The organism is Paraburkholderia sp. Tr-20389, assembly GCF_017104565.1.
Lineage (GTDB): Bacteria > Pseudomonadota > Gammaproteobacteria > Burkholderiales > Burkholderiaceae > Paraburkholderia.
Genome location: NZ_JAAGPD010000006.1, coordinates 209794 through 235064, shown reverse-complemented (window position 1 = coordinate 235064; position 25271 = coordinate 209794). Strand labels below are relative to the sequence as shown.

At 60.3% G+C, this 25271-nt stretch carries 23 protein-coding genes and 1 pseudogene; 14 read left to right on the top strand and 10 right to left on the bottom strand.

Going from position 1 to position 25271, the window contains the following annotated elements; all coding sequences use genetic code 11:
• Nucleotides 1–13 precede the first annotated feature (13 nt).
• The 7 genes from G3N95_RS10025 to G3N95_RS09995 all read left to right on the top strand — a co-directional run bounded on the left by G3N95_RS10025 (nucleotide 14) and on the right by G3N95_RS09995 (nucleotide 8287).
• Nucleotides 14–1318 (top strand): SidA/IucD/PvdA family monooxygenase, encoded by a 1305-nt coding sequence (locus tag G3N95_RS10025; protein ID WP_205969831.1) that lies wholly within the window; start codon nucleotides 14–16, stop codon nucleotides 1316–1318.
• Nucleotides 1308–2627 carry an FAD-binding oxidoreductase gene (locus tag G3N95_RS10020; RefSeq protein ID WP_205969830.1) on the top strand — a complete coding sequence of 440 codons (1320 nt, stop codon included), beginning with the start codon at nucleotides 1308–1310 and terminating at the stop codon, nucleotides 2625–2627. The genes G3N95_RS10025 and G3N95_RS10020 overlap by 11 nt, the downstream gene beginning before the upstream one ends.
• Nucleotides 2628–2726: 99 nt before the next feature.
• Nucleotides 2727–3968, top strand: coding sequence for a diaminobutyrate--2-oxoglutarate transaminase (ectB, locus tag G3N95_RS10015; protein WP_205969829.1), 1242 nt, complete (start codon nucleotides 2727–2729; stop codon nucleotides 3966–3968).
• 83 nt (nucleotides 3969–4051) lie between these two features.
• Entirely contained in the window at nucleotides 4052–5293 is a 1242-nt protein-coding gene (locus tag G3N95_RS10010) for an MFS transporter (RefSeq protein WP_205969828.1), read from the top strand.
• 51 nt (nucleotides 5294–5344) lie between these two features.
• Entirely contained in the window at nucleotides 5345–6292 is a 948-nt protein-coding gene (locus tag G3N95_RS10005; protein ID WP_205969827.1) for a succinylglutamate desuccinylase/aspartoacylase family protein, read from the top strand.
• Nucleotides 6293–6298: 6 nt separating this feature from the next.
• Nucleotides 6299–6991, top strand: a complete 693-nt coding sequence (locus tag G3N95_RS10000; RefSeq protein WP_205969826.1) for a glutathione S-transferase N-terminal domain-containing protein — start codon at nucleotides 6299–6301, stop codon at nucleotides 6989–6991.
• 42 nt (nucleotides 6992–7033) lie between these two features.
• The gene (locus G3N95_RS09995; RefSeq protein WP_205969825.1) at nucleotides 7034–8287 is read left to right on the top strand and encodes an ATP-grasp domain-containing protein; all 1254 of its coding nucleotides are present in this window, start codon (nucleotides 7034–7036) and stop codon (nucleotides 8285–8287) included.
• A gap of 125 nt (nucleotides 8288–8412) precedes the next feature.
• On the opposite strand, the gene G3N95_RS09990 is transcribed toward G3N95_RS09995, so the two are convergent.
• The 3 genes from G3N95_RS09990 to G3N95_RS09980 are packed head-to-tail and all read right to left on the bottom strand — an operon-like array spanning nucleotide 8413 to nucleotide 9494.
• The gene (locus G3N95_RS09990; RefSeq protein WP_205969893.1) at nucleotides 8413–8643 is read right to left on the bottom strand and encodes a hypothetical protein; all 231 of its coding nucleotides are present in this window, start codon (nucleotides 8641–8643) and stop codon (nucleotides 8413–8415) included.
• 30 nt (nucleotides 8644–8673) lie between these two features.
• Complete coding sequence (gene tnpB / locus G3N95_RS09985; RefSeq protein WP_205969824.1) at nucleotides 8674–9021, bottom strand: IS66 family insertion sequence element accessory protein TnpB; 348 nt, start codon at nucleotides 9019–9021, stop codon at nucleotides 8674–8676.
• A complete protein-coding gene (locus tag G3N95_RS09980; protein WP_205969823.1) occupies nucleotides 9018–9494 on the bottom strand; it encodes a transposase in 477 nt (158 codons plus the stop codon). Before G3N95_RS09980 ends, tnpB begins: the two co-directional genes overlap by 4 nt.
• A 364-nt stretch (nucleotides 9495–9858) precedes the next feature.
• On the opposite strand from G3N95_RS09980, the gene G3N95_RS09975 reads away from it, so the two are divergent.
• From G3N95_RS09975 to G3N95_RS09960, 4 genes are all read left to right on the top strand, one after another.
• Nucleotides 9859–10095 (top strand): type II toxin-antitoxin system Phd/YefM family antitoxin, encoded by a 237-nt coding sequence (locus tag G3N95_RS09975; RefSeq protein WP_205969822.1) that lies wholly within the window; start codon nucleotides 9859–9861, stop codon nucleotides 10093–10095.
• Nucleotides 10092–10487: a type II toxin-antitoxin system VapC family toxin gene (locus G3N95_RS09970; RefSeq protein ID WP_205969820.1), complete on the top strand. Its 396-nt coding sequence runs from the start codon at nucleotides 10092–10094 to the stop codon at nucleotides 10485–10487. Before G3N95_RS09975 ends, G3N95_RS09970 begins: the two co-directional genes overlap by 4 nt.
• A 340-nt stretch (nucleotides 10488–10827) precedes the next feature.
• Nucleotides 10828–11370, top strand: coding sequence for a hypothetical protein (locus G3N95_RS09965; RefSeq protein WP_205969818.1), 543 nt, complete (start codon nucleotides 10828–10830; stop codon nucleotides 11368–11370).
• A gap of 12 nt (nucleotides 11371–11382) precedes the next feature.
• A complete protein-coding gene (locus tag G3N95_RS09960; protein ID WP_205969817.1) occupies nucleotides 11383–11892 on the top strand; it encodes a hypothetical protein in 510 nt (169 codons plus the stop codon).
• A 324-nt stretch (nucleotides 11893–12216) separates the two neighbouring features.
• Here G3N95_RS09960 and G3N95_RS09955 read toward each other — a convergent pair.
• Nucleotides 12217–13034: pseudogene (locus G3N95_RS09955) on the bottom strand (IS5 family transposase).
• A gap of 387 nt (nucleotides 13035–13421) precedes the next feature.
• Here G3N95_RS09955 and G3N95_RS09950 point away from each other — a divergent pair.
• Nucleotides 13422–14600, top strand: coding sequence for an acyltransferase (locus G3N95_RS09950; protein ID WP_205969815.1), 1179 nt, complete (start codon nucleotides 13422–13424; stop codon nucleotides 14598–14600).
• A 217-nt stretch (nucleotides 14601–14817) separates the two neighbouring features.
• Nucleotides 14818–16803: an SMP-30/gluconolactonase/LRE family protein gene (locus G3N95_RS09945; protein WP_205969887.1), complete on the top strand. Its 1986-nt coding sequence runs from the start codon at nucleotides 14818–14820 to the stop codon at nucleotides 16801–16803.
• Between the two features lie 61 nt (nucleotides 16804–16864).
• Here the strand turns inward: G3N95_RS09945 and G3N95_RS09940 are convergent, their stop codons facing one another.
• The 5 genes from G3N95_RS09940 to G3N95_RS09920 form a co-directional block, all read right to left on the bottom strand.
• The gene (locus G3N95_RS09940; protein ID WP_205969814.1) at nucleotides 16865–18046 is read right to left on the bottom strand and encodes a porin; all 1182 of its coding nucleotides are present in this window, start codon (nucleotides 18044–18046) and stop codon (nucleotides 16865–16867) included.
• A gap of 212 nt (nucleotides 18047–18258) precedes the next feature.
• Entirely contained in the window at nucleotides 18259–19383 is a 1125-nt protein-coding gene (locus G3N95_RS09935) for a cupin domain-containing protein (RefSeq protein WP_205969813.1), read from the bottom strand.
• 123 nt (nucleotides 19384–19506) lie between these two features.
• Nucleotides 19507–20655 carry an aminotransferase class V-fold PLP-dependent enzyme gene (locus G3N95_RS09930; protein WP_205969886.1) on the bottom strand — a complete coding sequence of 383 codons (1149 nt, stop codon included), beginning with the start codon at nucleotides 20653–20655 and terminating at the stop codon, nucleotides 19507–19509.
• Nucleotides 20656–20664: 9 nt separating this feature from the next.
• Nucleotides 20665–21957, bottom strand: coding sequence for an MFS transporter (locus G3N95_RS09925; protein WP_205969812.1), 1293 nt, complete (start codon nucleotides 21955–21957; stop codon nucleotides 20665–20667).
• 38 nt (nucleotides 21958–21995) lie between these two features.
• A complete protein-coding gene (locus G3N95_RS09920) occupies nucleotides 21996–23384 on the bottom strand; it encodes a M20 family metallopeptidase (RefSeq protein WP_205969811.1) in 1389 nt (462 codons plus the stop codon).
• Between the two features lie 131 nt (nucleotides 23385–23515).
• Here G3N95_RS09920 and G3N95_RS09915 point away from each other — a divergent pair, with 131 nt between their 5' ends.
• The gene (locus G3N95_RS09915; protein ID WP_205969810.1) at nucleotides 23516–24421 is read left to right on the top strand and encodes a LysR family transcriptional regulator; all 906 of its coding nucleotides are present in this window, start codon (nucleotides 23516–23518) and stop codon (nucleotides 24419–24421) included.
• Between the two features lie 142 nt (nucleotides 24422–24563).
• Here G3N95_RS09915 and G3N95_RS09910 read toward each other — a convergent pair whose 3' ends face one another.
• Nucleotides 24564–25268 carry a hypothetical protein gene (locus G3N95_RS09910; RefSeq protein WP_241018343.1) on the bottom strand — a complete coding sequence of 235 codons (705 nt, stop codon included), beginning with the start codon at nucleotides 25266–25268 and terminating at the stop codon, nucleotides 24564–24566.
• Nucleotides 25269–25271: the final 3 nt, after the last annotated feature.

The following is a 25271-nucleotide window of genomic DNA, read 5'->3' as shown; positions in this document are numbered from 1 at the left end:
AATCGTGACAAACATGAACGTACTGGATTTCGTCGGCATCGGATTCGGACCCGCCAACATTGCGCTTGCCGTTGCACTCGAAGAGCGCGGATTTGACGGCAGTTACGTGTTTCTAGAGCGGCATCAGTCACCTGGCTGGCAGCGAGAAATGCTGCTGGATGACTCTGACATCCAGAATCATCCGCTGCGCGACCTGGTCACTCCGGCCAATCCGCGTAGCTACTATTCATTCACGAACTATCTCCACGTCCACAAGCGGCTATTCGATTTTCTTAACCTAGGAATCACATTCCCGTTAAGACGCGAGTATGCCGACTACGTGGTGTGGGTGGCCCGGCATTTTGCGCAGCACGTGCGGTACGGCGTGGATGTGCAGTCGATCAGCCTCACAACGGTCAAGGGTGAGCTCCTTTATCGCATCGAGTCTTGCGATGCAACGTGGTATGCGCGCAGCGTCGTGCTCGCACCCGGGCGTACGCCGAACATTCCGCAGGTATTCGAGCCAGCGGCCGGTCCGGACGTCTTTCATCTGACTCGTTACGAGCAGTCGCTTACGCTGGTAGCCGACAGACTCGAAGCTGGCGGAGCCATCGCGGTGATCGGAGGTAGCCAAAGTGCTGCCGAGCTTGTGCTCGATCTGGCCGCGCGCTTTCCCGCATCAACGGTGCACGCCGTGCATCGCGCTTACTCATTCCGTCTCAAGGATACGAGTCCGTTTAGCGAAGAGGTCTATTTCCCTGAGTTCGTCGACTACTACTACAACGCGAGCGACGAGGGCAAACGGATACTCAACGCAGAACTCAAGGCGACAAACTACTCGTCCGCCGACGGCGACGTGATCCATAAGCTCTATCTGAGGCTGTATGCGCAAAGGATCGAAGGCAAAGAGGTTATCCGGATGCATCGCAGCCACGAGGTCGAGGCGTGCGAGCGTGAAGGCGACCGCTATCGCATCGAGATACTCGAGCGGCTTACCGGCGCAAGGCAATCCCTGCAGGTGGATGCCGTGGTTCTGGCCACCGGCTTCAAGAACTTCGGGCGAGGTCTGGCCGAGGAACCGATTCATCCGCTGATGACCGGCATTCGCGCCGCATTCGCAGCGGATCGGAACGGAGGCTTGCAAATCAACCGGAACTACTCACTGCAGCCACGTGATGTGGACGGAACGCCGCCGTTCTTCGTGAACGGGCTGTGCGAATCCTCGCACGGGCTCGGTGATGCGGGCTCGTTCAGCATCCTGTCTCTGCGCGCCGTAGAAATCTCGTCGGCACTGCGGGCGTCCCTGAAGACGGTGGAGGGAGCAGCAATTGAAGCCTAACGGCCACACCGCTTCCGAGCGGTCAGACCTAGGCTTTGGCGTACCGGTCTGGGCGGGGCCCGCGCGCGTCGTGACGATGTCACCGGCGGTGCCGGCGGTCGCCGACACAGTGATCATCGGAGGCGGTTTCACCGGTCTTGCGACGGCCTACGCGCTGGCGAAGAGCGGGCGTGACGTTGTGTTGCTAGAGGCCCGCCAGATCGGTTTCGGCGCAAGTTCTCGGAACGCCGGCTTCTGCACGATCGGGCCGTCCGCATCGGCGTCGTCCGTACTCGAGGCTTACGGGGCCGAAGAAGGAGCGCGGTATTTTCGATGGTTCCTGAACGCGGTGAGCTCGATTCAGAAGCTCGTCGAAGAGGAATGTCTCGACATTGATTGGCGGGTATCCGGCCGATTGTCGCTTGCGTGCTCCGCGCGTCATGCGGCACGTCTCAGGCGAAATTTCGACATCCAGCACGACGTGTTTCGTCTTCCGATCGAATTTCTGGATGGAGCCGCGCTGCGCGAACACATCGGCGCGACGGGATTCGTCGCAGCCATCTCGGATAGGACGAGCGCATGTCTGAACCCGCGCAAGCTGGTGGGAGAGTTGGCGCGAATCGCGTTGAAGCACGGGGCGAGCGTTCACGAGGACGCGCCTGTCATCCGGGTGCGCGAGTCGTCGTCGGACGTCGAAGTGACACACGAGCACGGCGTCGTGCGCGCACAGTGCGTCGTGGTTGCGACCAACGGATACAGCGAATCCCTCGGTATCGGGGCGCAACACTTCACCGTTCCGTTGGGCAGCTTCATCGTCGCGACCGAGCCGTTGTCGCCAGACACTCGAAGGCGTCTGCTTCCGACGGGAAAAGTGGCCTCCACGATCAGCAATTACTCGAACTACTTCCGGATTCTTGAGGATGGAACGCTGTTGTTCGGTGGACGGAAATCACTGGCGTCATACGGTGATTTCGCGGACATCGGCAACGAACTGGCGGCGGCGGCGCGCGAGCTGTTCGGCGACGCTATAGAGCTCCCCACCGTCGCCCGATGCTGGGGCGGCCGCCTCGCCTTCACGCGCGATCGAACACCACGGATCGGCCATGTCAGTGAGCGTGTTCTGTTCGCCGGTGGCTATTGCGGTCACGGCGTGCCGACCTCGGTGTCGGCAGGGTTCGCGTTGGCTCGCTATATCGGTGATGGAGAGCGGGCTCATTGCCCGTTCTTTTCGGACACGATCCGCCCGTCGCTCAGCTATCGGATTGCTCGATCGCTCATGCCGCTCATCGGTGCCTATTATCGTTCCGAAGATCGTAAGGATCTCAAATAAATCAACCGAATTGCAGGAGTGACCATGTATATCGAGGAAAAGCTGGAAGGTTACATTGCAGAACAGGAAGCGAGCCGGGCCATCGTCGATGAATGCGGTATGAGCGCCGTCGAGCGGATCGAGTCGAATGTCCGGTCGTACTCACGTGGCTTTCCGACCGTATTTTCGACTGCGAAGGGGGCGCTGCTGTACGACGAAGCAGGCAACGCCTATGTGGACCTGCTGGCTGGCGCCGGGTCGGTCAACTACGGGCACAACGATGCACGCATCAAGGATGCGGTGGTCGAGTACCTGCTCAACGACGGGGTCGTCCAAGGACTCGATCTCGCGACGACGGCCAAGGTGGCGTTCCTTCGCGATTTCGCGCGAATCGTGCTCGGTCCGCGCGGCATGGACTACCGCATCCAGTTCACCGGGCCGACCGGCACGAATGCTGTCGAGGCCGCATTGAAGCTGGCTCGCAAGGCGACAGGGCGCACGGTGGTCGCGTCGTTCACCAACGGCTTCCATGGTGTCTCGCTTGGCGCGCTGGCGGCCACAGGTAACGACTTCAAGCGCTCCGCCGCGGGTGTGTCGTTGAACGATGTGGTGCGCTTGCCGTTCGACTGTTACATCGATGGGAACTTCGACTCAATCGCTTACGCGCGCCAATTGTTCGGCGATCCGAGTTCTGGGTATGCGAAGCCGGCCGCGTTCATCGTCGAGACCGTTCAGGGGGAAGGCGGTCTGAACGTCGCGTCTGAGGCATGGTTGCGCGGCCTGCAGGCGCTGGCCACCGAGTTGGGGGCGTTGCTCATCATCGACGATATTCAGGCAGGGTGTGGTCGCACCGGAACGTTCTTCAGTTTCGAGCGGTTCGGAATTCAACCGGACGTGATTTGCCTGTCGAAGTCGATCGGCGGGAACGGGCTGCCAATGGCGATCGTGCTCATCGCCCCTAAGTACGACATCTGGGCGCCAGGCGAGCATAACGGCACGTTCCGCGGCAACAACCTTGCGTTCGTGGCGGCGAGAGCCGCGTTGTCGTACTGGGAAGACGCGCATTTTCTCGGGCAACTCGACGACAACATTCAGGTCATGGATCTGGGACTGGAGGCGGTGCTGAAGAAGCATCCGAAGTTGCTGGTCCGGAAAAAGGGCCGCGGCCTCTTTCAGGGAATCGAATTCGCGCGGCCGGAAGATGCGCTGCGCGTTCGCGCGGCGATGTTTGATCGGGCGGTGGTGATGGAGATGTCGGGGCCGCGTGGCGAAGTCCTGAAACTCATGCCGCCGTTGACGATTCCTGCGACGTTGCTCGAGCGGACGATCAAGTTGATCGACGAGTGCATCGCTTCGTTGTAGTCGAGGCCGCGCAGGCCGCTCCGGATCGCGGTTCCGTAGCGGCCGGCAGACATCTGCAGGATTGTGGGGGATGGGAATACCTGATGGAAACGAGAATCTTTCAAATGGCGCGATATCGCCGGCTTCCTCGCGAGATCCACATGATGTTGCTGGGCACGTTGCTGACGCGGGGCGGCTACTACATGGCTTGGCCGTTCTTTTCAATCACGCTGTTCGAAAAGTTCGGCCTGCCGGCAATCGCGGTGGGCGGCTTTCTGGCGGTAGCAACGGCGTGCGGCGCATTCAGCGGCATTTATGCGGGTTATCTGTCCGACAGGTACGGGCGCAGAGCCGTCATCAGCATCAGCACGGTGGTGGCGGCGATCGGCTACATGCTCATGAGCGCAAGCGATTCGTTGACGGGCTACTCGGTGTCGATTCTTGTGGTAAGCATGGGTTGCGCTCAACTGGAAGCCTGCTGCAAGGCGCTGATCGGGGATCGCGTGACCGATGCCGGTGATCGCGAGTTCGCGCTCTATTTTCGCTACTTCGCATTGAACATTGGCGTCGCCGCGGGGGCGCTCATCGGGGTGACTGCCGGGATCGCCAATCCGCTCACGACTTTCATGACGGTGGGGGTGATTCATCTTGTCTATGGCGCGGTGCTTTGGGCCCTGCTGCGGCAGCTCGAACCACGCAAGGCAGCGCAGGTCCCTGGCGAGCAGGGAAGCTTTTCCGATGCGTGCGCACGAATTCTCGGCCATCGCGCCTTTGTAACCCTGTTGATCTGCAACATGCTGGTCGCGCTGGTCTACGCGAATTTTGATTCGACGTTGGTCCAGTACATCGCTCGATCCAGTCCGGACGGCGGCCGTCGCCTGGTCGCCTGGTTGATTGCCGTGAACGCTGCGACAGTGACCATCGCGCAATTTCCGGTGCTGAGATTGCTCGAAGCCCGTTCGATCGAGTTGAGGCTCACGATAGGCCTGGCGCTCATGTTCGCTGCGCAGGTCGGTTTCGCCACAGCGGGCGTAAAGCAGATGTCGATACTCGTTCTGGCGACGATCGTGTTGAGCCTCGGCGAACTGATCGTGTTCCCGACGTTCAGCGTGAAGATCGATCGCTTGACGCCCGACGACCTCCGCGGCAGCTACTTCGGTGCCGGCAACCTGTACTCGCTCGGCAGCGCGGTCGCGCCGTTGCTTGGCGGCGGACTTCTTCAGTACCTAGGCGGCACTGGACTGTTCGCGGTGCTTTCGATGATCTGCCTATTCGTGCTCGTGCTGCACGCCGTGACAAGTCGAAAAGAGGCCCACGTAGCGTCCGAGCGGCCTGAGACGGTTTGAGCGGCGCGGTGTTAGGGAATCGAATCGATGTTCCATTATTTCGAGAGAACCATGACGATTATCAACTTCAACGAGTTCGACCTGAATCAGTTCCCGGTCGGACGTACGAGCAAAGGCTATTTCGTCGTCGATGACGACATGCGCCATCCTATCCCGTTCTTTGTGATTCGTTCGGAAGTGCCTGGCCCGGTTCTGACCGTCACGGGTGGCGTCCATGCGAGCGAATACACCGGTATCGAGGCGGTGGTCCGGCTGTCTAGGGACGCGGATCGATTGCGCAGCGGAACGCTGATTGTCATGCCTGTCGTGAACACGGCAGGGTTCAAAAAGCGCAGCGTGTCCGAGAATCCTGTCGATGGCAAGAACCTCAACCGGTTGTTTCCGGGCTCGCCCGATGGAAGCGCGAGCGATCGACTGGCTCACGCGCTGTTCTCGAAGGTGATATCGATATCCGACGCCTATATCGACGTGCATTCCGGCGACATTGGCGAAGCGTTGACGCCGTTCACGTTCTTCGATGCGGGGAACGAAGCAAGTCGCGTGCTCGCGGCGGTGTTTGGCTTGCCTTACATCGTCGGTGCGCCGCGCGACGGGTTCAGCTGCCGTGCGAGCTCTTCGATCGATGTGCCCGGAATCCTGGTCGAGGCGGGGCATTCGGGTAGCGTCGACGACGCTTGCGTGCAGCAACTCACGGATGGCATTCATCGAGTCATGGTCCATCTGGGCATGTGCGGAGAAGCCATGCCGGCGTCTCAGATACCGCGAGAACTATCACTCAGGACGCTGACCTCCGAGCTGGACGGGTTGTGGTATCCGCAGATTCAGCCCGGGATGAAGGTGTCCCGCGGGACGGCGGTCGGGCGACTTGACACGTTGCTGTGCGACGGCGGCTACGTTCCGCTCGCAAAGGACGAGGGGATTGTCCTGTTTTTCGTTAATACGCTGGCGATCAACAAAGGCGATGTCGTATGCGCCGTTGGCGTGGATGCGGACAGGTGACCAGCAATGTTGAAGCTTTACTGCGGTACCAAGAAGTATTCGTCGTGGTCACTGCGTCCGTGGTCACTGTTGCGTGAAGCGGCGGTTCTGTTCGAGGAAATCGTGATCCCGTTCGAGGCGATTCCGGGATCCCGCGAGTTCACCGACGACTTCAAGCAGGCGGCCGCGCTTGTCCATCCGTCGTCGCGCGTTCCGGTGCTTCACGATGGATCGATCGTCATTTGGGAAACGCTTGCGATTTGCGAGTATGTCTCGCAAGAGTACTGCGATGGCCGGCTCTGGCCGCATGATCGGGCGACGAGGGCATTCGCACGCTCGCTCGCGACCGAACTGCAGAGCGAATTCGCATTAATCCGCTCAACCTTCCCATTTTGGTGCACAAGACGAATGGACAAGCGCATGAGGCCGACGGGGGCAGTGGGGGACGAGTGGGAACGCCTGACGCGCGGCATGCACATCGCGCTGGAAGCGTCCGGTGGGCCGTTCCTGTTCGGCGAATACTCGATCGTCGATGCGATGGTGTTGCCGATGATGTCACGCGCGTCGACATACCTCGACATCACGGATTCATTGATCGGCGGTTATCTGGATTTTGTGCTGTCGCGTGCTTCGTATTGCGATTGGGTCGATGCGGCCCACCACGAGCCAGTCATCCTGCTGGAGCTCGAGCGGTACGCGAACGCGTTGGCTGCGGCGTGATCAGCAACAACCTGGACCTACGCGCGTGAATGGATCATTCAAATGGAGCTGAGATTGAAAGACGCTGTATTGATTCTCGAGTCAAATTTGTCGGGGTATGGGTACTCGGCCATCCAGTATTTGAAGGAGATGGGCTATCACACCATCTTCCTGAGCCGTGATGTCGGTGAGTATCGAAACTCGGTGACCAATCCGACCGATGTGGCGGACGAGGTTGCGTTGGTGGATACCTACGACATCGGAAAGATCCTCGATTTCGCTTACGGATCGGAGCGAAAAATCGTCGCGTGCCTGGCGTTCGATGATTTCCGTGTGCTGCAGTCCTCGATCGTCAACCGGTACCTCGGGAATAACGCGCATCCGTCGGTGCCAGCGTTGCTGGCATGCCGATTCAAGAGCGTGCTTCGCAAGAAACTTTCCGGGTCGCGCTATGAGCTGCGTCACATCGTGTTCAACGAAGCGAACGCCATGGCTGCGATCGATGAGCCGCCATTCGGCTTTCCCTGCGTGGTCAAGCCTGTTGACGAGAACGGTAGCGTCGCGGTGCGTGTGTGTTACAGCGCCACGGATATGCGAGAGGCCGTGGGCGACATTCTGGCGCTACCAGCGGTCAACAGTCGCGGCTATTCGTCGTCGCGGAAATTCATCGTCGAAGAATATGTCGGTGGCGACGAGTTCAGTGCCGAGATGGTCTGGGATCCGAACGGCGGCGTGTGGCGAATCCTGGGGATTACGAAGAAATTCATTACGCCACCGCCTCGATGCGTTGAACTCGCCCACATCTATCCTCATCAGTTCGATGCAGAACTGGACAGGGAGATTTCGGGCGGCCTGCTCGCGGTCATGTCGGCGATCGATTTACGCAGCACGTTTGCCCACGTCGAGTTCAAGGTTGACGGCGGGCGCTTTCACGTTATCGAAGTGAATCCACGGCCGGGTGGCGACATGATTGCGGAACTTATGACGCTGGCTCGCGGCTATGACCCGATTCGCATGATGGTGTGTGCCAATATGAATCTACCACTCGGGGACGAAGCGGTGCCGACTCGGAATGGGTTTGCGGCCATCGGCTTCATTACCGAAGAAGAACCGGGCCATGTGAGCGGGTTTACGCTCCTTGATAATGAGTTCGTTCGACAGAAATCCTTCGGGTTACCTCGAACTATTCAGGGATTGCGCAATTCCGATGACCGGCTTGGCTATGCGGTTTATATGAACCAAAACCACACATACATTCGAAGCAAAGTGGCTGGCTTCATCAACCGGGAATTGTTCACTGTCGAGCGAGAAGGCTGATCGCTCGTAGCGGCGTCCGCAGGCACTGGTTGAGTCGGACGTCGAAATTATTGTCAAACGCAATCTCAACTTGATACAGCCTCAGACGCAAACGCGATCATGAGTTGATACACCGATTTCAAATGTTATTGCAGTGCAAGGCGGGTGGTTGGCTCCTTTGGATTTCGTTTTCGTTTGAGGTCGTCTGCCTCGATTTGCGCGGGCGGAATACGATTAATCACACCCGCTTGCCGCTTTTCCTTCAGTCGATACGATTCGCCGGAGATCGCCTTGAGTTGCTCGATAACGAGGTCCCGCTCGGCAAGCATCGCCTTCAAGGCATCGATGTCGTCAGGAAGCGGCGGCGTATCAGACATGCGCGGGAGTTTACGCACCTCCCGCGCGGTTTACAACATCGACAGTGGCGTGCGCGTTCGGGAAGGTTGCTTCCAGTTGATGCCTTCGAGAAGCATCGACAGTTGGGCCTGCGTCAGATGGATCTTGCCGCTGTCGGCCTCAGGCCAGACAAAGTGCACGCTCTTGAGTCGCTTGCTGAATACGCAGAGCCCGTCAGCCATGGCCCAGAGAATCTTGACTGTGTCACCTCGACGGCCCCGAAACACAAACACATCGCCACCGAACGGATTGTCCTCAAGGACCGACTGGACCTTTGCGGCCAAGCCCTGGAAGCTGCAGCGCATGTCGGTCACGCCGGCGGCAATCCAGATGCGTGTGCCCGTCGGCAGGCCGATCATCGCAGGCAATCGCGCAGGAACTGCTCGGCACGCTCCATCGACAGGCCACGAATGCGCACGCGGCGTTTGCCAACCTCGATCTCGACTTCACACCCTGACGGCTTCATGCCTTGCCCGTCCTCTGTGGGCTCAGGCGGCATCGCACGCTCCGCAGGCAACTGCACGAGTGAATCGATGACGTGGACCGGCAGCAGTTGGCTGCACTGCGACGGCGGACTCGTCGATGCCGGCAAGCCCAGCCTGCCAAGGCGATGCTGCCGGGGCCACTCGAACATGATATTGTCGTTGATGCCATGTTTACGCGCGATGGCGGATACAGAGCTTCCAGGCTGCAGCGTCTCCGGCACGATCTGCTGCTGGCTCCAGTGAATACACGCGGTGAGTGCGGCGAGGCGCGCTGACTTCGTCACCTGATGTTTCTGACATGTTGGAAGATCCGGAGAATGGAACATGGACACCATTTCATTCGGCATCCAGCCTGTGTCCGGATCATGCAACACGCTCACGCGAAACAGCGAACGGCCTTGCTGAGGTGCTTACCGATCTCTCCAGGATATCAGGTGTTGTTGAAGTCGCAGCGGACGGCAAACGCGGGCTCGTCGTGGTGCGCTTCAATGACGGTCCGAGGGCGACTGTTGGTCATTGCGAACGGCCTGACAGGAGCTACGATCAGCGCGATCGGGGCTCTTTCATTTTGGAGTATCAGTATTCCACCCGTTGAGCGCAGCAGCAGACACGGGAGCAGCCCCTAGCGATGCTGGCTGTTTCACAAAATGACCTGTCTTTGTAGTCACCTATGCTAGGATGGTGACTAGTTGCAATGACTATAGGTGACACATGGACGAAAATCTGGTTTCCAAAACCGAGTTCAAGGCAAAAGCGCTCGAATTCTTCCGGCAGATCGAGGCATCGGGAGAAAGCGTCATTGTGACCGATCACGGTAAGCCTGTGCTTGAAGTGAGGCCTTACCGGAGTGTCGAACGTAGCCCGCTTGAGCTGCTGCGGGGTTCGGTCGTGCGTTACGACAACCCCACCGACCCGGTTGCTGACGGTGACTGGGAGGCGGCGCAGTGATCGTTCTGGATACGCACGCGCTGGTGTGGTGGGCAACGGTGGACCCTACGCTGAGCAGGAAAGCGAAAGCTGCCATCGAGCGCGAACTTGCCGACGGTGAGATTCTTGTTTCGTCCATCTCCGCGTGGGAGATCGCGATGCTCGTCGAGCGGGAGAAACTCGTGCTGTCGATGGACGTTGGCAACTGGCTTGCCGCGGTTGGGGACGTCGAAGCGGTGCGCTTCGTTCCGGTCGATTCCGAAATCGCAGTCAAATCGGTAGAACTTCCAGGCGAGTTTCACAAAGATCCTGCCGACCGGATGATTGTCGCGACGGCACGGAAATATTCGGTACCGCTCGTCACCAAAGACGAGAAAATTCGCGCCTACGCGCACGTCAAAACCATCTGGTAGCACAGAAAATCATGTCGCATTTTTTTCCAGCCAATCGCATGGATAGCGCGCGATTCCCGGGAGCGGCAACGGATGGCCGGACACCCGGCTGCGGCGTCTGGGCGTACAGGTGGAGGCGCTCTATGCCGAACTCGCGGCCTGGGGGCCGCATCTGGCGAGGGAAGCTTATCTCTTCTATGTGGTGAAAGCGCCGCGTCTTGATCGAACCCCGGGTTGAAACATCGTCACCGCAGTGTGATTCAGTGACTCGCATGGCAGTGCTGTGAACACTGCGAAAGTAGACGATGGATCACGGGCGCGGCTTCGAGAGACCAACTAGAAAAGGCAACCGACGAGCTAGATGAGAATCGTACTTTTGCTACCGATCATCCCGTTGATCGTTGCGACAAAGTGCATGGCGTTTGATGCATGGTCCTTCGCCAGTGGCGAGACCAAATCAGCCATTGAGCGCAACGCAACTGCGCGGGGAGAGACCGTACAGCAGGTGGAAGCGCTCACAGTGATCAACAGGGTTCGACCAGACACCGGGGCGTACGAAAGTTTTCATCTCAACTTCTGTGATGGGCGTCTTTTCGCAGTCACGAAAATAGAGTCGTTTACGCCGGCGACCTTCATCAACGTCCTGTCCGGGCTGATGGAGCAACACGGGACACCGGCCATATCGGCTCGTGAACAGACGGTTCACTCGTTCACAGATATCACCTCGAAGGAAGTGCAATACACCTGGCGATCGCCGGACGACCGCATCCAGTTGACGACGAACATCGCGACGGCGACGGCCCCGTCGCTGAAGCTCGAACCCGGCATGACGGTGACACACAGCGATTCAACGATTTGCGACTCGACATCATCCACGAATGAACCTGACACTGCGGTTAAATAACGGAAAACCAAAATGAAGGTGTCGCCACGTCACATCGGAGTTGCTGCGGAAGCTGCTGCGGCTGCCTTGTTCGCGCGTATCGGATACGATGTCTCAGTCCAGTACGGCGCCAACCAGCCTGAGTATGACCTGATAGTTGCCTCGGGTGAGCGCATGTTGAAAGTCTCGGTAAAAGGCAGCCAGGACGGGCGCTGGGGTTTGTCGCAGGGATGTCTCGCCAAGGGCTCGGGGGACTACCATTCAGCAGCGGAAACGTGGCGCCTGAAGCACACGCCCCGAACGATACTTTGCCTTGTTCAGTACAAGGAAGTCGCTGTTGAGCAAATGCCACGCGTCTATCTTGCGACGCCGGCTGAAATTGCAGAACGGCTGCGCTCCGCCGCCAAAGGTCGCGGCGACACGATGTTGCATGAGAAGCATACGTGGGCGCCGCGGGCACACGGCGCGGGAACGACAGAAGAGATTCCGGCGGTTTGGACGTTCTCCACAGCGCGTGTTGAAGAGCTGCTGGCGATCGGCTAAATAACAGAACTCGATATAGATATGAGACATCCACGGATCGCAAGGGTCGACGGGCCGGATAACACCAAAGACAGTGAGTTGCAGGCCCGGGCTGTCAGTGGATACACTCAAAGCTGTCGAGAGGCGGAGATCGAACCGTCAGCGCTTACCGCTGCGAATTCCAGCAGGTTCGAGGCCTTGATTGACAGGCACGCGCTCGGCTCTGCCGGGTTCTGCGTATTGATCGTATTGGGACTCACGGGTGTTTCCGGTCCGCTTGATACCGCGTTGCAGTGTTCGCTGTGGTTTGCGTGTCTCGCGACTCCGCTGTTTTTAGAGACCGTTTCAAAAAGACTGCTCGGTACGTCTGAAGATGTTCCAGCAGACGAGCGCACAGCCGAGTTTAAGGAATGCCTCGTGAATGTCGGCTCGACGCTCAAAGCGAATGCGAAGACGGCGAAAATTGTGCAGCCTGCGTGAGTACGTTCGACCACCCAACGGGACTTGCCGAGTCCGCTGCCGTGTTCCGTGCGGCGCCTGGCAATCACCGGTTCGATACCGCGCGCACGAAGCCGCTGACGATGCGGCTCGGAGTCATAGCCACGATCTGCGTAGATGACTTTGGGCGTGCGAAGCGGTCGGCCGCGTACGCCGCGAAGTGGCGGGACCGCGTCGATGAGCGGCAGCAACTGGGTAACGTCGTTGCGATTCGCGCCAGTCAGGATGGCACTGATGGGGACGCCATTGGCGTCGACGAGGATGTGATGCTTCGAACCTGGTCGCGAGCGATCGGTGGGGTTCGGGCCAGTTTTTCGCCCGCCCCAACGGCTCGCACCGAGGATGAATCGGTCGCTGCCCGTGAGAAATCGAGTTCGCCGGCTTCGCGTAACTTCGCAAGCAGCAGTTCGTGCAACGCGCTCCACACGCCGGCCCTTTGCCAATCGCGCAAACGCCTCCAGCAGGTTGGCCCGGAGCCGAATCCCAGCTTGGTCGAGAGGTTGCACCAGCGTATTCCGGTCTTGAATACGAACAGGAAGCCGTTCAGTGCAGCCCGGTTGGAAACCGGGAGCCGTCCTGGGTATTTCTTGCGGCGTGGGTTTTGCCGGTGGCAGCAAAGGCTCTATCAATGCCCATAGTTCGTCATCAATGATCGGTGCGCCCATCCCCGTGGTTCCGGTTGTTCAGACGACCAAGGTTAACAGCTTGGCGATAAGGTTAACAGCCCCCTCGGGGTCTTTTTGAAACGGTCGCTTAGCCAACGACACGCTTTGGCCAAGGGCTTTCTTCCTCGATATCGACGTGGCCGCGATTTCTCTCTGCGAGGCGACAAATCGCCAATAGTTGCCTTTCTCGCAACGCCGGACGCCATCAGTCCAAAGATCTGTTCACCTCAAAACCCGGCAGATAGCCGATGGGAGCATGTCGGCCGAAACGGTGATCAATCTTGTCTCGGATCGAGATGACAAAACGTAGCGCGGCGACGCCGTGATTTCTCGCGATCGCGTGGCCATTGGTAATCTGCAGCGGCAATCTTGCACGACGGAGCCAATATGCAGGCCAGTCAGTTTCCGCTGTGGTCCGCATGCTTGACCACTGTCGCATGTTTCATGGTTGCAGGGCAGGCAGCCCGGCACAGCCGCTTCTTTCGTGCTGCAATCGAGGGGCTCGGCAATGGCCGGCGTTACGGGGAACTGGATGGTCTGCGAGCGATCCTTGCGTTTGCGGTATTCCTGACGCACGCGGCATCCAGCATCGTTTGGTACCGCACGGGCGCATGGGTTTGGCCGGACTCGACCATTTACACGTTGTGCGGACGTGTGCCGGTTGCCCTGTTTTTCATGATCACAGGCTTCCTTTTTTCGCACAAGCTTATGATGTCCCGCAAGCCGATTGCGTGGCGTCGGCTATATGTATCGAGACTTCGACGACTTGCGCCGCTTTACCTGTTCGTCACAGCCATGATGTTCGTCGTCGTTGGCCAAAAAACCGGATGGGTCTTGCAAGTCTCGCCGGCGGAACTGGTTCGGGCGGCGGCAAAGTGGCTTTCGCTCGGCGTGCTGGCTCATGTCGACCTCAACGGCCTTCCGCAATCGTGGCTCCTGAATACAGCGATGTGGACGTTGCGTTATGAGTGGGTCTTCTATGCGCTGCTTCCGTTGCTCGCTTTGCTGATGACGATCCGTAGGTTCTGCGCCGTCACGGCAGTCGTCCTGGTGCTCGTCTATGGCGTGCGAGTGCTCGACGCCGTATCCGTCAACTTCCTGTTTGGCACGGCCGCCGCATTCATCTACGCGCGCCAACCGACCTTCAGGAATCTGGAAAAACCGTTCGCCGCCGTTGCGGCATTGGTCACGCTCTGCGCGACGGCACTTCCTTTTGCACGGGATTATGGCGTGCTGCAGTCGCTCCTCGTCTTTCCGGTGTTCATGTGCGCACTCTATAACAACAGCTTCTTCGGCCTTTTATCCAGACCGTCCTTCCAGATACTCGGCCTCACGAGTTATAGCGTGTACCTCAACCACGGTGTCGTGCTCTATGCCGGCTTGCAACTCGCGAACCGCGTGCTGCCGGTTGCGCAGATGGACGCTATCGTCTACGGCGGGGTGGTGCTGGCCATCGGGTTGTCGATGACCTGCATTTCGTTGCTGACCTTTCGATACATCGAGCACCCATTCATGGCCAACAGTCAAGGAGCGGATCGGCCGGCAGCTGCCACATCTGTCGTTTGATATGGTCGCGATCGGCCCGTCACCTATTATGGTACGGTCAAAAAACCGCTCAACTCGCGTCGCGTATCGCCGTTAACCCGAACGACATCCCACGCCAATCCGACGTGCAAGTTGGAGTCGGCAAGGTGTGGTGTTCGGACTGCAAGTTTGCCAGGGTTGGCAACACCGCTCCATGAGCGCCGGTACTGCACGGCGTGCGATCGAAGACACCCCCGTCATGCGCGTCAAATCACTCTATGCCGCTTTCATCGCGCTCACGTTGAGCGCGGCCGTTCCGTCCGTTTGCGACGCGCAGTACTCGACCGTCTGGCTAGCCAACACGCATGGCACGGCCACGACACGGGTGGGCAACGTGGCCCGCTCGATGTGGGTGGCGCCGGAAGGCGTGATCTATACCGCGTCGATGTGGGACGAGAACGAAGGCGGCATCGCGATCTATCAGAACGCGCGGAACATCGGGTCGATCGGCGGCCACGGCGAGTTTCAGGGCGGCGCGATCACAGGTAACTCGACCTCGTTGTTCGCGGCTCTGCAGTTCAACACCACATACGGAAGCGGCGCGGTCGGCCGATACAACCGAACGAGCCGCACACGCGATCTGCTCATCCCGGTCAGCGCCACGACCAACGAACGCCTCGCCGATGTCGTCACCGGGCTCGCGACGTCCGGCTCGCTGCTTTACGCGAGCGACTTCCCTGGCAACCGCGTGCGTGTGTTTACGACGTCCGGTGTCTGGCTGCGCGATATCGGCGTGGAAGCGCCCGGTGCGCTAGCGGCGGACGCAGGCGGAAACGTCTGGGTCGCGCGACAGAGCATGGGCGACGTGATCCAGTTCCGCCCGACAGGCGAACGCGGAAACACCATCCAGTTGCCCGCCAACGCCAAACCCTCTTCGCTGTACTTCGACTCGTCGAGCGGGCAGTTATGGATCGGCGACGAGGGTCCGGATATGAACATCAAGATCTACGACGTGTCCGGCGCACCTTATGCCGCCGGTACGTTCGGTGTTCAAGGCGGCTACCTCGATACGGTCACGGGCGTCAAGGGGCAGGTGGGCGACAGGCGCTTTACGCGTGTCACCGGCATCGGCAGGGATTCGGCGCGCAACCTTTTTGTGCTGAACAACCCGTGGGGCGGGTCGTGGGATCTCGGCCGCAACGGCGGCACCGATATTCACGGGTACGACGCCACCGGAGTCCTGCGCTGGCAGCTCCAGTCGGTGAACTTCGAAGGGAACGCGGCACCGGACCCGGCCACCGACGGCGCCATCTTCTACGGCGGCGTGAACATCTATTCGGGCACCGCAGGAGGCAATTACGTCGCGAACACGATCGATCCGATCACCTATCCGTCCGATCCGCGCATCAATCTCGCCGACCACGAACGCGGAGAGCATTTCGCCCAACTCGCGAGCGTGGGTGGACACCGGATACTCGTCGCAGCGAGCCAGAATCCCGATACGTTTTACTTCTTTCACTTCAACCGGACGAGTGGGTACATTGCGATTCCCGACAGCACATTGCCGGGACCGTCGTTCGGTACGACGGCGAAAGTCCGCAATGGCTTCTGCCTGGATAGCAAGGGCGATATCTGGGCGGGTCTCGACAAGACCAACGTCATTTCGCACTATCCGCTGACCGGCTTCGATGCGAACGGCAAACCCATTTGGGGCGCCGCGGTCACGATGCCGATCCCGGCCACGATCACACAACTGACACGGATCATCTACCTGCCTGAGAGCGACACGATGATTCTCACGCAAGGGGCGTCGGGAAGTACGGACTGGACGGCGGTCGGATCGCGTGTCGAGGTGTATCACGGCTGGCAGGCCGGCAACAGGACCACGCCGCAGCCGGTGATCAACCTCACGAGCGCGAATCCCAAATCGATTGCGGCCGCGGGAAATTATCTTTTCGTTGGCTATGTACATACCGTGCCGAATATCGATGCGTTCAATCTCACAACGGGAAAGCTCGATACCACGTTCACTAACACCAATCCGAACAATGTCGACGTTGGCAACGACGTGGACTCCATGTACGGACTTCGGGCGTACCGGCGTTCGACGGGTGAGTACGAAGTCACGAAGGACAACTACAACGATGCGAGCATTGTTCTATATCGATGGACGCCGCCTGTGACGAATAGCAATGCGGCGAGTGCCGCGAAGACGATGCTGGTGTCGCCGTTCAGCGTGAAGTGAAGAAGCATGATCGGGACGACGATTCGAGACTTCAGCAGCGCTCGCGCGCCGTCCCCTTCGCTCAGAACTTATGGCGAATGCCGAGCTGAACGAACGTCTGCCGGTTCGTCGACGATGCAGTCAATGCGTTGAGCGTTGCGCGCGCCGCGTGCCCCGTCGAGTCGGTGCCGCTTGCAAACTGCGTGCTGCTGATCACATAGACGTCAGTGCGCTTCGAGAGGTAATAATCGAGCGACAATGAAAGCGTGTTGTAGCTCGAGGAATCTATCGTGCCGACGCCCGAGCCATGCGTATAGCTGTAGACGAACTGGCTCACCAGAGCGGGCGTCCAGAAGTACGTGAGATTGAATTCGCCCGTGTCGAATTTGGCGGTGCCGGTGAGCCGTAGCGGATTGGAACCGGACGACGTATCGCCGAGATTCTTGAACTGTACGTTGCTATAAACAAGGCCGAACGTCGCCGAACCGAGCGTATAGCGTCCCGCTGCCGCGACGGCCTGATACGAGTGTGCCGAAGCGTATCCGCTATACACGGGGCTCGCCGTCATGTTGTTGAGATTCGCGCCCGCAACGTTGGTGGGCGTGCTGGTGAAAAACGACTGATTCGGGTTGCGCGCGTTCATGAAGGCTGCGCCCGCCGAGAAATTCCCGTAATCGTAGCCCGCGCCGACCGACCAGATCTGATTGCGCGAGTAGTCACCCGCCTGACCGCCGAATCCATAGACGCCGCCCATTGTGAAGCCGCCGATATTCGGGCTCGTGTACTTCACCGAGTTGTTCACCCGCTTGCTGTTGTTGAGGTTGTCGAGATCGCCGGGATGTGCCGTCGTGCCGCCGCCGTAGTTCGCGGAGTTCATGCGGGATTCGACGAAGGTCACGAGTGAATCGTACTGACGTCCCAGCGTCAGCGAGCCATACGTATCGCTCGACAGACCGACGTACGCCTGGCGCCCGAACAGGGTGCCGCCCTGCAATGCGGTGCCCTTGCCGAGATCGAAGCCGTTTTCGAGCTGGAAAATGGCGGACAGACCGCCGCCCAGATCCTCGGCACCCTTGAAGCCCCAACGCGAGCCTTGCATGATGCCGCTCGCGCCGCCGATCACGCGCCCGCCGCCGCTGTTGCTCTGGTAATTCACACCATAGTCGATGAGCCCGTACAACGTGACCGAGCTGACACTCGCGTGGGCGACGCCGCAGGCAGCGAGTAGAACGGTAGCCGACACTATCCTGAGTTTGATTTGCATGACGAAATAATATGTATTGAGAGGATTCAGTGCGTACGGAGCGGTTTTGTCGTTGGCTCCACTTGCAACATTACCGTCTCGCGATCTATCGAGTATTCGCAATCAATCAAGCTGGGTTTGCGATATGCGCAACGCTTGCTACGTGGTTTTCTAACGCGAACGAAGATCAGGCGCGATGCCGGTCAAGGCCATCGCGCCTGATCAAGTACGGCTTACTGTTCGAGTGAAAAGTCGGCGGGTAGCGTGACTTCGAGCAGTTCGAGGTCCGCGCTGCATCGCCTGAACGAGTAAGAGAGCTTGCCCGGAATCGCGATGCTGTCGTCGGCTTCGAGGCGCCATGTCCGTTCGCCCTGTTGGACGTCGAGACTGCCCGCGAGCACGAAGAAGAAGCAGAACTCGGTCTCGTGCCTGCGCGTCGCGTGCTGTCGCTCGCCTTGCGGACGGACGACGCGCACACCCGCGAGTCCTTTCGTCGCTGCGCCGATGCCCGTATCCGTCACGACGAATCCCGGCGATTTCCACGCATCCCACGTGGCACCCTTCGCGACATAGCGCACGAAGCGCTGGCCGTTGAATTCGTGCTCGCGAGCATAGACGGGTGTGGGCAGAGTCATCTCGTGATCGGCCATCGTGATGTGCTCGGCGGGGCTGCCGAGTTCGATTACCTCCGCGCCCGCAGAGCTTTCGAGCACGCGATGCCGGATCTCGGGCGGCTGAAGCACGCAATCGCCTGCTTCGAGAACGAACGGCTCGCCTTGCCCTTCATAAACGAGGCGCACCCAGCCCTTGCGGCAGAAGATCGTCTGGAAGCGGATCTTGTGATAGTGCACGTAATCGGGCACCGGCCCGCCTTCGAGAATGCGGATATGCGACGCGATGAACGCGCCGCCGTGCCGCTCCGGGAGCAGGTCGCGATATCGCATGCCCGCGCGGCCGACGCTCCAGTGCGAGCTATCACCCGCCTGCGAGAGCACGAGCTGCTGGCGCGTAGTGGGGAGGATCATCGGCGGATTGGCGTGCACGAGACGCACGACGACGCCGTTGGGCGCGATCAGCTCACGTGTCTCGCCAGGCAGTTGTGCAGGGTCGTCGCATAGGACGTTCAGCGTGCCGATGCCGTCATGCACATCGAGGCCGAGCTTGATGCATACGCCGTCGCGCGACAGGAGCGCGGTGCGCGGGCCGTCGGCTGGAAAGATCGCATCGAGCCGAAACCCGAGGCGCGCGATGAAGAAGTGCATCGTCGCGGGCAGGTCGGTGCAGCTCATGGGCACGACAAAGCCTCGCACGCCTTCGATGGCGGCGTCAGTCCGGGTGCATGGAGTAGATGAGTTCATGGGTATTCGCATCATGAGTGAAAGGGAAGTGGCGGCGCGTGATGCTTGCGCACGCCGGCGGCCCTGTCAGCACGCAGGCGATCCCAATGCGGCGCGGTGCGCGCGAGCGCGCACGCGCGGTCTTCATCGCGGCAGGCATTGCGCCAGCCTTTCGAGCCCCGCGCGCGTCGTGCAGACACCGGGAGAGAGACGCAGCGTGCGGCCGCGCGAATCGACGAACACGCCGGCGTCCTTGAGTTGCGGGACGAGCGACGCGGCATCGAGATGCGCGGGCGCTTCGGCCATGATGCTCGCGCCGCGTTCGTCGTCGTCGCGAGGGGAGAGCAGGCGCCAGCCCTTGTCGTCGATCATGGCGATCAATTCGTGGCAGAGCGCGAGATTGTGCGCACGCACGCTGCCCGCCGGCTGTGCGCGCATCCACGACATGCCCGGCTGCGATGCGACGAACGGCAGGATCGATGGCGTGCCCGTATCGAAGCGGCGCGCATCGGCCGCGTAATCGAATGCATCGATGTTCCAGTTGAACGGGTTCTCCTGGCTGAACCAGCCGCGGACGGCAGGCTCCACGCCCTGCGCGAGCGCGCGCGGCGCGATATAGCCAAGGCCCGTGCCCGGCGCGCCGCATAGCCATTTGAGCGTCGAGCCGCAGACGAAGTCGAAGGGTGTTTCGTTCAGATCGAACGGCAGGATGCCGATGCCCTGCGTCACGTCCAGTGCCGCGAGACTGCCGCGACGCCGCGCCTGCTCGCACATTGCGGCGAGATTCACGCGCTTCGAAGTCAACGACGACACCCATGTGACGAGCGCAAGCGCGACATCGCCGGTCCATGCTTCGATGAAGTCTTCGTCGCGCACATACGCTTCGCCTTCGCGGACGGCAACGGTGCGCAGCGTGAAGCCGCGTCGCGCCGCGAGACCCGATAGCAGAAAGTGCAGGCTCGGGAAGCAATCCGCCGCGACGAGCACGGTGCGGCCGCGCAGCACATCGTCGGCGAGGCCGTCGATGAAGCGCGCGAAGATATCCGTCACGTTCTGCGCGCCGAACACGTCGGCATCGCGCGCGCCGATCAGCGCGGCCCAGTCCGAGAGGAGACGCGCCCGCGCGGCGAGGGCTTCATCCCAGCGAGTATCGTCGGGCGCGCACCATGTCGCGGCAAAGCGGGCGAGCGCATCGGTCATCGCCCGGCGATGGTCCGGATAAACGCCTACCGAGTGATACATGAGCCAGCCGCTGAAATCGTCGGTGAGCATTTGCATGTCGTTGTCGTGCATGGTCATGAGTCAGATGTGCTTCACGAGCTTGAAGTGATAGAGGCCGATGCAGGCGAGACTGAGCACCGCGCATGCCATCAGATAGAACGCTGGCGAAAGCGGGTCGTGCGTTGCGCCGATCATCGCGGTGACGAGCCAGGGTGTGAATCCGCCGAACACCATCACGCCGATGTTGTAACTGAAGCCGAGGCCCGTGCTGCGCACGCTCGTCGGAAACAATGACGACAGCACCGCGGCGAGCGGACCGAAGTAGATCGCCTTCAAGACGCCCGCCAGCACCATGATCGCCATCAGCACGGCAAACGATGCGCTCGACAGCAGCCACGCGAAACATGGGTAGATGGTCAGCAGCGTGAGCAGCGCGGAGCCGACCATCATGCGGCTGCGTCCATAGCGATCCGCCAGATGGCCCATCATCGGCGTGCAGATCATCAGGATGAGGCCGGTGACCACCGTCGCCGCGAAGCCCGTCGATGCCGGCAGGTGCAGTTGCTTCACCGCATAGGTCGGCATGTAGAGGATCATCAGATAGCTGGCCGCCGTGGAGACCGCCATGATGCCCGCGGCGAGCAGGATGCGGCCCTTGCTGTGGGCGAGCAGTTCGCGCACGGGAGCCTTGCGTGTCGTGCCTTCCTTTTCTGCCGGCAGGGTATCGTCGATATGCTTGCGGATATAAAGCCCAACGGGTGCCACGAGCAGGCCGAAGACGAAAGGCATGCGCCACCCCCACGACTCGATTTGCGCGGCCGACAGTTGCGTGCTGAGCACGAGCCCCGCGCACGACGCGAGGACCGTGCTCATACCCTGACTCGAAAACTGCCAGCTCGAGAGAAACGCCTTGCGTTGGCTCTTCTGCTCGATCATGAGCGCGGTGCCGCTGCCGAATTCACCGCCCGTCGAGAACGAGATGAGTATGCGCGCCAACATCAGGCCGATGGGCGCGGCGAGGCCGATCTGCGCATACGTCGGAATGACTGCGCAGATGAGCGTGCCGATCGTCGTCAGGGCGAGCGCCGCGAGCAGCGCCGCCTTGCGCCCGTGGCGGTCGGCATAGCGCCCGAGCAGCAGCGCGCCGAGCGGGCGGAACACATACGACAGACCGAAGGTGCCGAACGTCATCAGCAGGGAGACGGTTTCGTCGTGAGCCGGAAAGAACAGCTTCGACAGCGTGACGGCGAAGAAGCCGTATGCCGCGAAATCGAACCACTCGAGCGCGTTGCCGATGCTCGTCGCGACGATCAGTCGCCGCATGGGCTTCGTGTCGGCCTGCCGCGTGTTGTCGTCGATGATGGTCGAATCCATGATGTGTGTTCCGTTCAGGAAAGCGAATAGGTTGGCGTTCAGCGGGCGTGCGGGACGTCGTCTTCCCCGAGATCCCAGAAGACGCCCGTCATCAGTTGCAGCGCTTCGGCCATGACGGGCGCGAGCACGTGCTCGTCGGGCGCATGCTGACGACAGCCGGGATAGGAATGCGGAATCCAGATGGTCGGCAGGCCGAGCGTGTCGGCGAAGCATTCGTTCGGGATCGTGCCGCCGAGGTTCGGCAGCAGCGTCACCGGTTTGCCCGTGGACGCTTCGATCGAACGTTCGGTGAATGCGACCCACGGATCGTTGGGATCGAGCCGTGTCGCGCCACCGGAAGCCTCGATCGTCACCTCGACGCCATCGAAGCCTTCGCGTGCAAGATGTGCGGTGATCAGTTGCTGCGCGCGCCGCCAGTCCGTGCCGACCACGAAGCGCAACTGGCACACCGCTTCGGCTGCGCGTGGAATCGCGCTGACCGCGTTGGCGACGTTGCCGGATTGCATCGCGAGTACTTCGAGCGTGTTCCATGCGAACACGCGCTCGGCCGGCGTGAGGCCGGGTTCACCCCAGTTCGGCGAGAGCGGCGGATCGCCTTCGTCCTTGCCGATTTCCAGATGGGCGACCCGCTCGCGCACCTGCGGCGGAATGGGTGGCGGCAAGAGGCCGTTGATGCGGATGCGGCCGTGGCCATCGACGAGACTTGCGAGCGCATTGGCCAGCACGGTCGCGGGATTGGCGAGCACGCCGCCCCAGTTGCCCGAATGGCGCGCACCGAATGCATTCGCGACCCGCAGCCGGAAGTGCAACGCGCCACGCGAGCCGAGGAACACCGTGGGCGACGACGAGCGTTGACGCGGCCCGTCCGAAGCAATCAGGAGATCGGCTGTAAGACGATCACGCAGCGTCGCACACACAGCGTCGAGCCCCGGCGATCCGACTTCCTCGCCCATCTCGAAGATGATCTTCGCGTTGAAGCCCAGTTCGCCGCGCTCCGCGAAAACCGCCGCGAGCGCGGCGAGGTTGATCGAGTGCTGCGCCTTGTTGTCGGCGATGCCGCGTCCATACCAGCGCTCGTCTTCGACGCTCACGCGCCACGGCGAGCGCTCGCAGGTCCAGTTGGCGGCGTCGCCGTCGATCACGTCGCCGTGGCCGTACAACAGCACTGTCGGGCGCGAGGGCGATTCGATGCGTTCGCCGATGAGAAACGGCGGCATCCCCGACACAGGGTTTTCCATGATCTCGCAGGTGAAGCCGAGCGCGCGGAGCGGCCCTTCGATTTCATCGGTGAGATAACGGCGCAGGAGCGGCGCGGCATCGACGCGCTGGCTTTCGGTCGGGAGCGCGACGCGCCGGGTGAGCGTGGCGAGAAAGTCGCCGCTGTCGAAGTGCGAACGGGCGAGAGCAAGGGCGCGATGTCTGGACATGTGGGGTAAAAGGTTTGATGCGACTGTGACCAGATTACCGGGCTGGAAGTATTTTTGTATTCGCAATCAAACAAGGTACATTTGCGTTTTCCTCAAACCTCGCGTCGAACCTCGGGCCACGCGTCATTGCCATGCGTAAGCTGCTGGAACCGTCGCTGTACTATTTTTCCGTCGTTGCGCAGGCGGGTTCGCTTACGTCCGCGACCGAGAAGCTCGGGTTGACCGTGTCCGCGTTGAGCCGGCATATCGCCAAGCTCGAAGGCGATATCGGCGTGCCGCTGTTCGAGCGGCATGCGCGTGGCATGGTCCTGTCACACGCCGGACGGCTCCTGCTGCGTCACGCACAGCGCACGCTGTCGGATGCGCAGGCGGTCTTCGATGAAATCCAGGGGGAAGAGCGGCGGCGCTCGCGCACCATTACGATTGCGTGTACGGAAGGTTTTGCCTTCGATTTTTTGCCCGTGTCGCTGGGCGCGTTCTGCGGCGAGCATCCCGATGTCGCGATTCAACTCGAGGTCGTGCCGTCCGAAAGAGCGAGTCAGATGTTGCTGTCGGGCGAGGCGTCCATCGCGCTGACGTTCAGCTTCAAGCCGGAGGCGGGCGTCGTAGTGGAGTACACGCAACGCGCGCCCGTCATGGCCTTGATGCACGACGAACATCCCCTCGCAAGCAAAGCGAAGATCGCGCTGAAGGATCTCACTGCCTATCCGGTTTTGCTTCAGGACAAGGGCACGACGAACCGTCAATTGTTCGATATTGCGTGCAACGTCGAGAACATCGAAATCGTGCCGCTGATGACGAGCCGATATGTCGCGGCGCTGTATCGTTTCGCGCTGTCGGTGCCGCAGTCGATCATGCCGTCGGGGTACGTTTCCGTGGCCAAGCGGCTGGGCGTGGATCGTATGAAGGCGGTTCCGTTCGATAACCCGTTGCTGACGCAGCGCCGCCTTCAGGTACTGACGCTGGCGGGGCGCAGCCTGGATGATCTCGCGCAGTCCGCGCTCGACTGGATCGTGCGGGATTTGAAGGTGACGTAGGTCATCGTGGACAAGCCAAGCGCCAGACTAGATAGCGTTCGCCGTCGGTGCGGCAAGATGTCTCCAGTACAAGATGACCCACGCGATCCGGATGAGTACCACTCGAATCTGAGGCGCTTCGGTGAGAGTCGGACCTGTCGTGTCAGGAATGGGCGGCCGCCGGCTCAACCTCCATCGCCTCTGACAGACTAGATTTGTCCTGTGCCTTCGCTATCATGTGTTCCCTGACGAGTTCAGTCTGGAAACGGCTGATCGTATCGGGGTCGGTAATCACGCATGCCGTGTTGTTCTGCGCCTTGTACTTGGGTCCACCCGCCACAGGCTTCCCGTGATCGCTGAAAAGGAAAATGCCCTCACCGGATTGGGACCAATTTGTTGAGCCTTCCAGCGCAACGCGTCCATCAGCGACGAATCCTTTCGTGTGGCTGATCTGATGAGTTTGCGACTCGCCGACCACAAAGTGCGTATTCATCCCGGCCGCGTTCTCAGCCATGTCTTTAGTCAGCAGGCCTCTCTCGGTGAGTCCATGTACCTGTGAACGGTCCAGTGTTACAAGCATCGTGACGGTGGGGTCCTTAACGAGGTCCATCAAGATACCGTTCAGCTCGGCGTCGTCATAGCCGTACATGTTCAGATAGAGCGATACACTGACGCGGGAGAGGATATGCTTCAGGATGTCGTGAACATCGTCTCTGCCCACATAAAAGAGATGGACGTCGGTACTGGCATTCGACGAGTAAGCTCCCTCTGCCGTGTACTGCTGCAATTCAAGCAGATTAAATGTTTGCAATGTTTCTTTGGGATCCGAAATGACGTTAGTCTTGCTTTTCTGGATTGCAGATTCCATTGC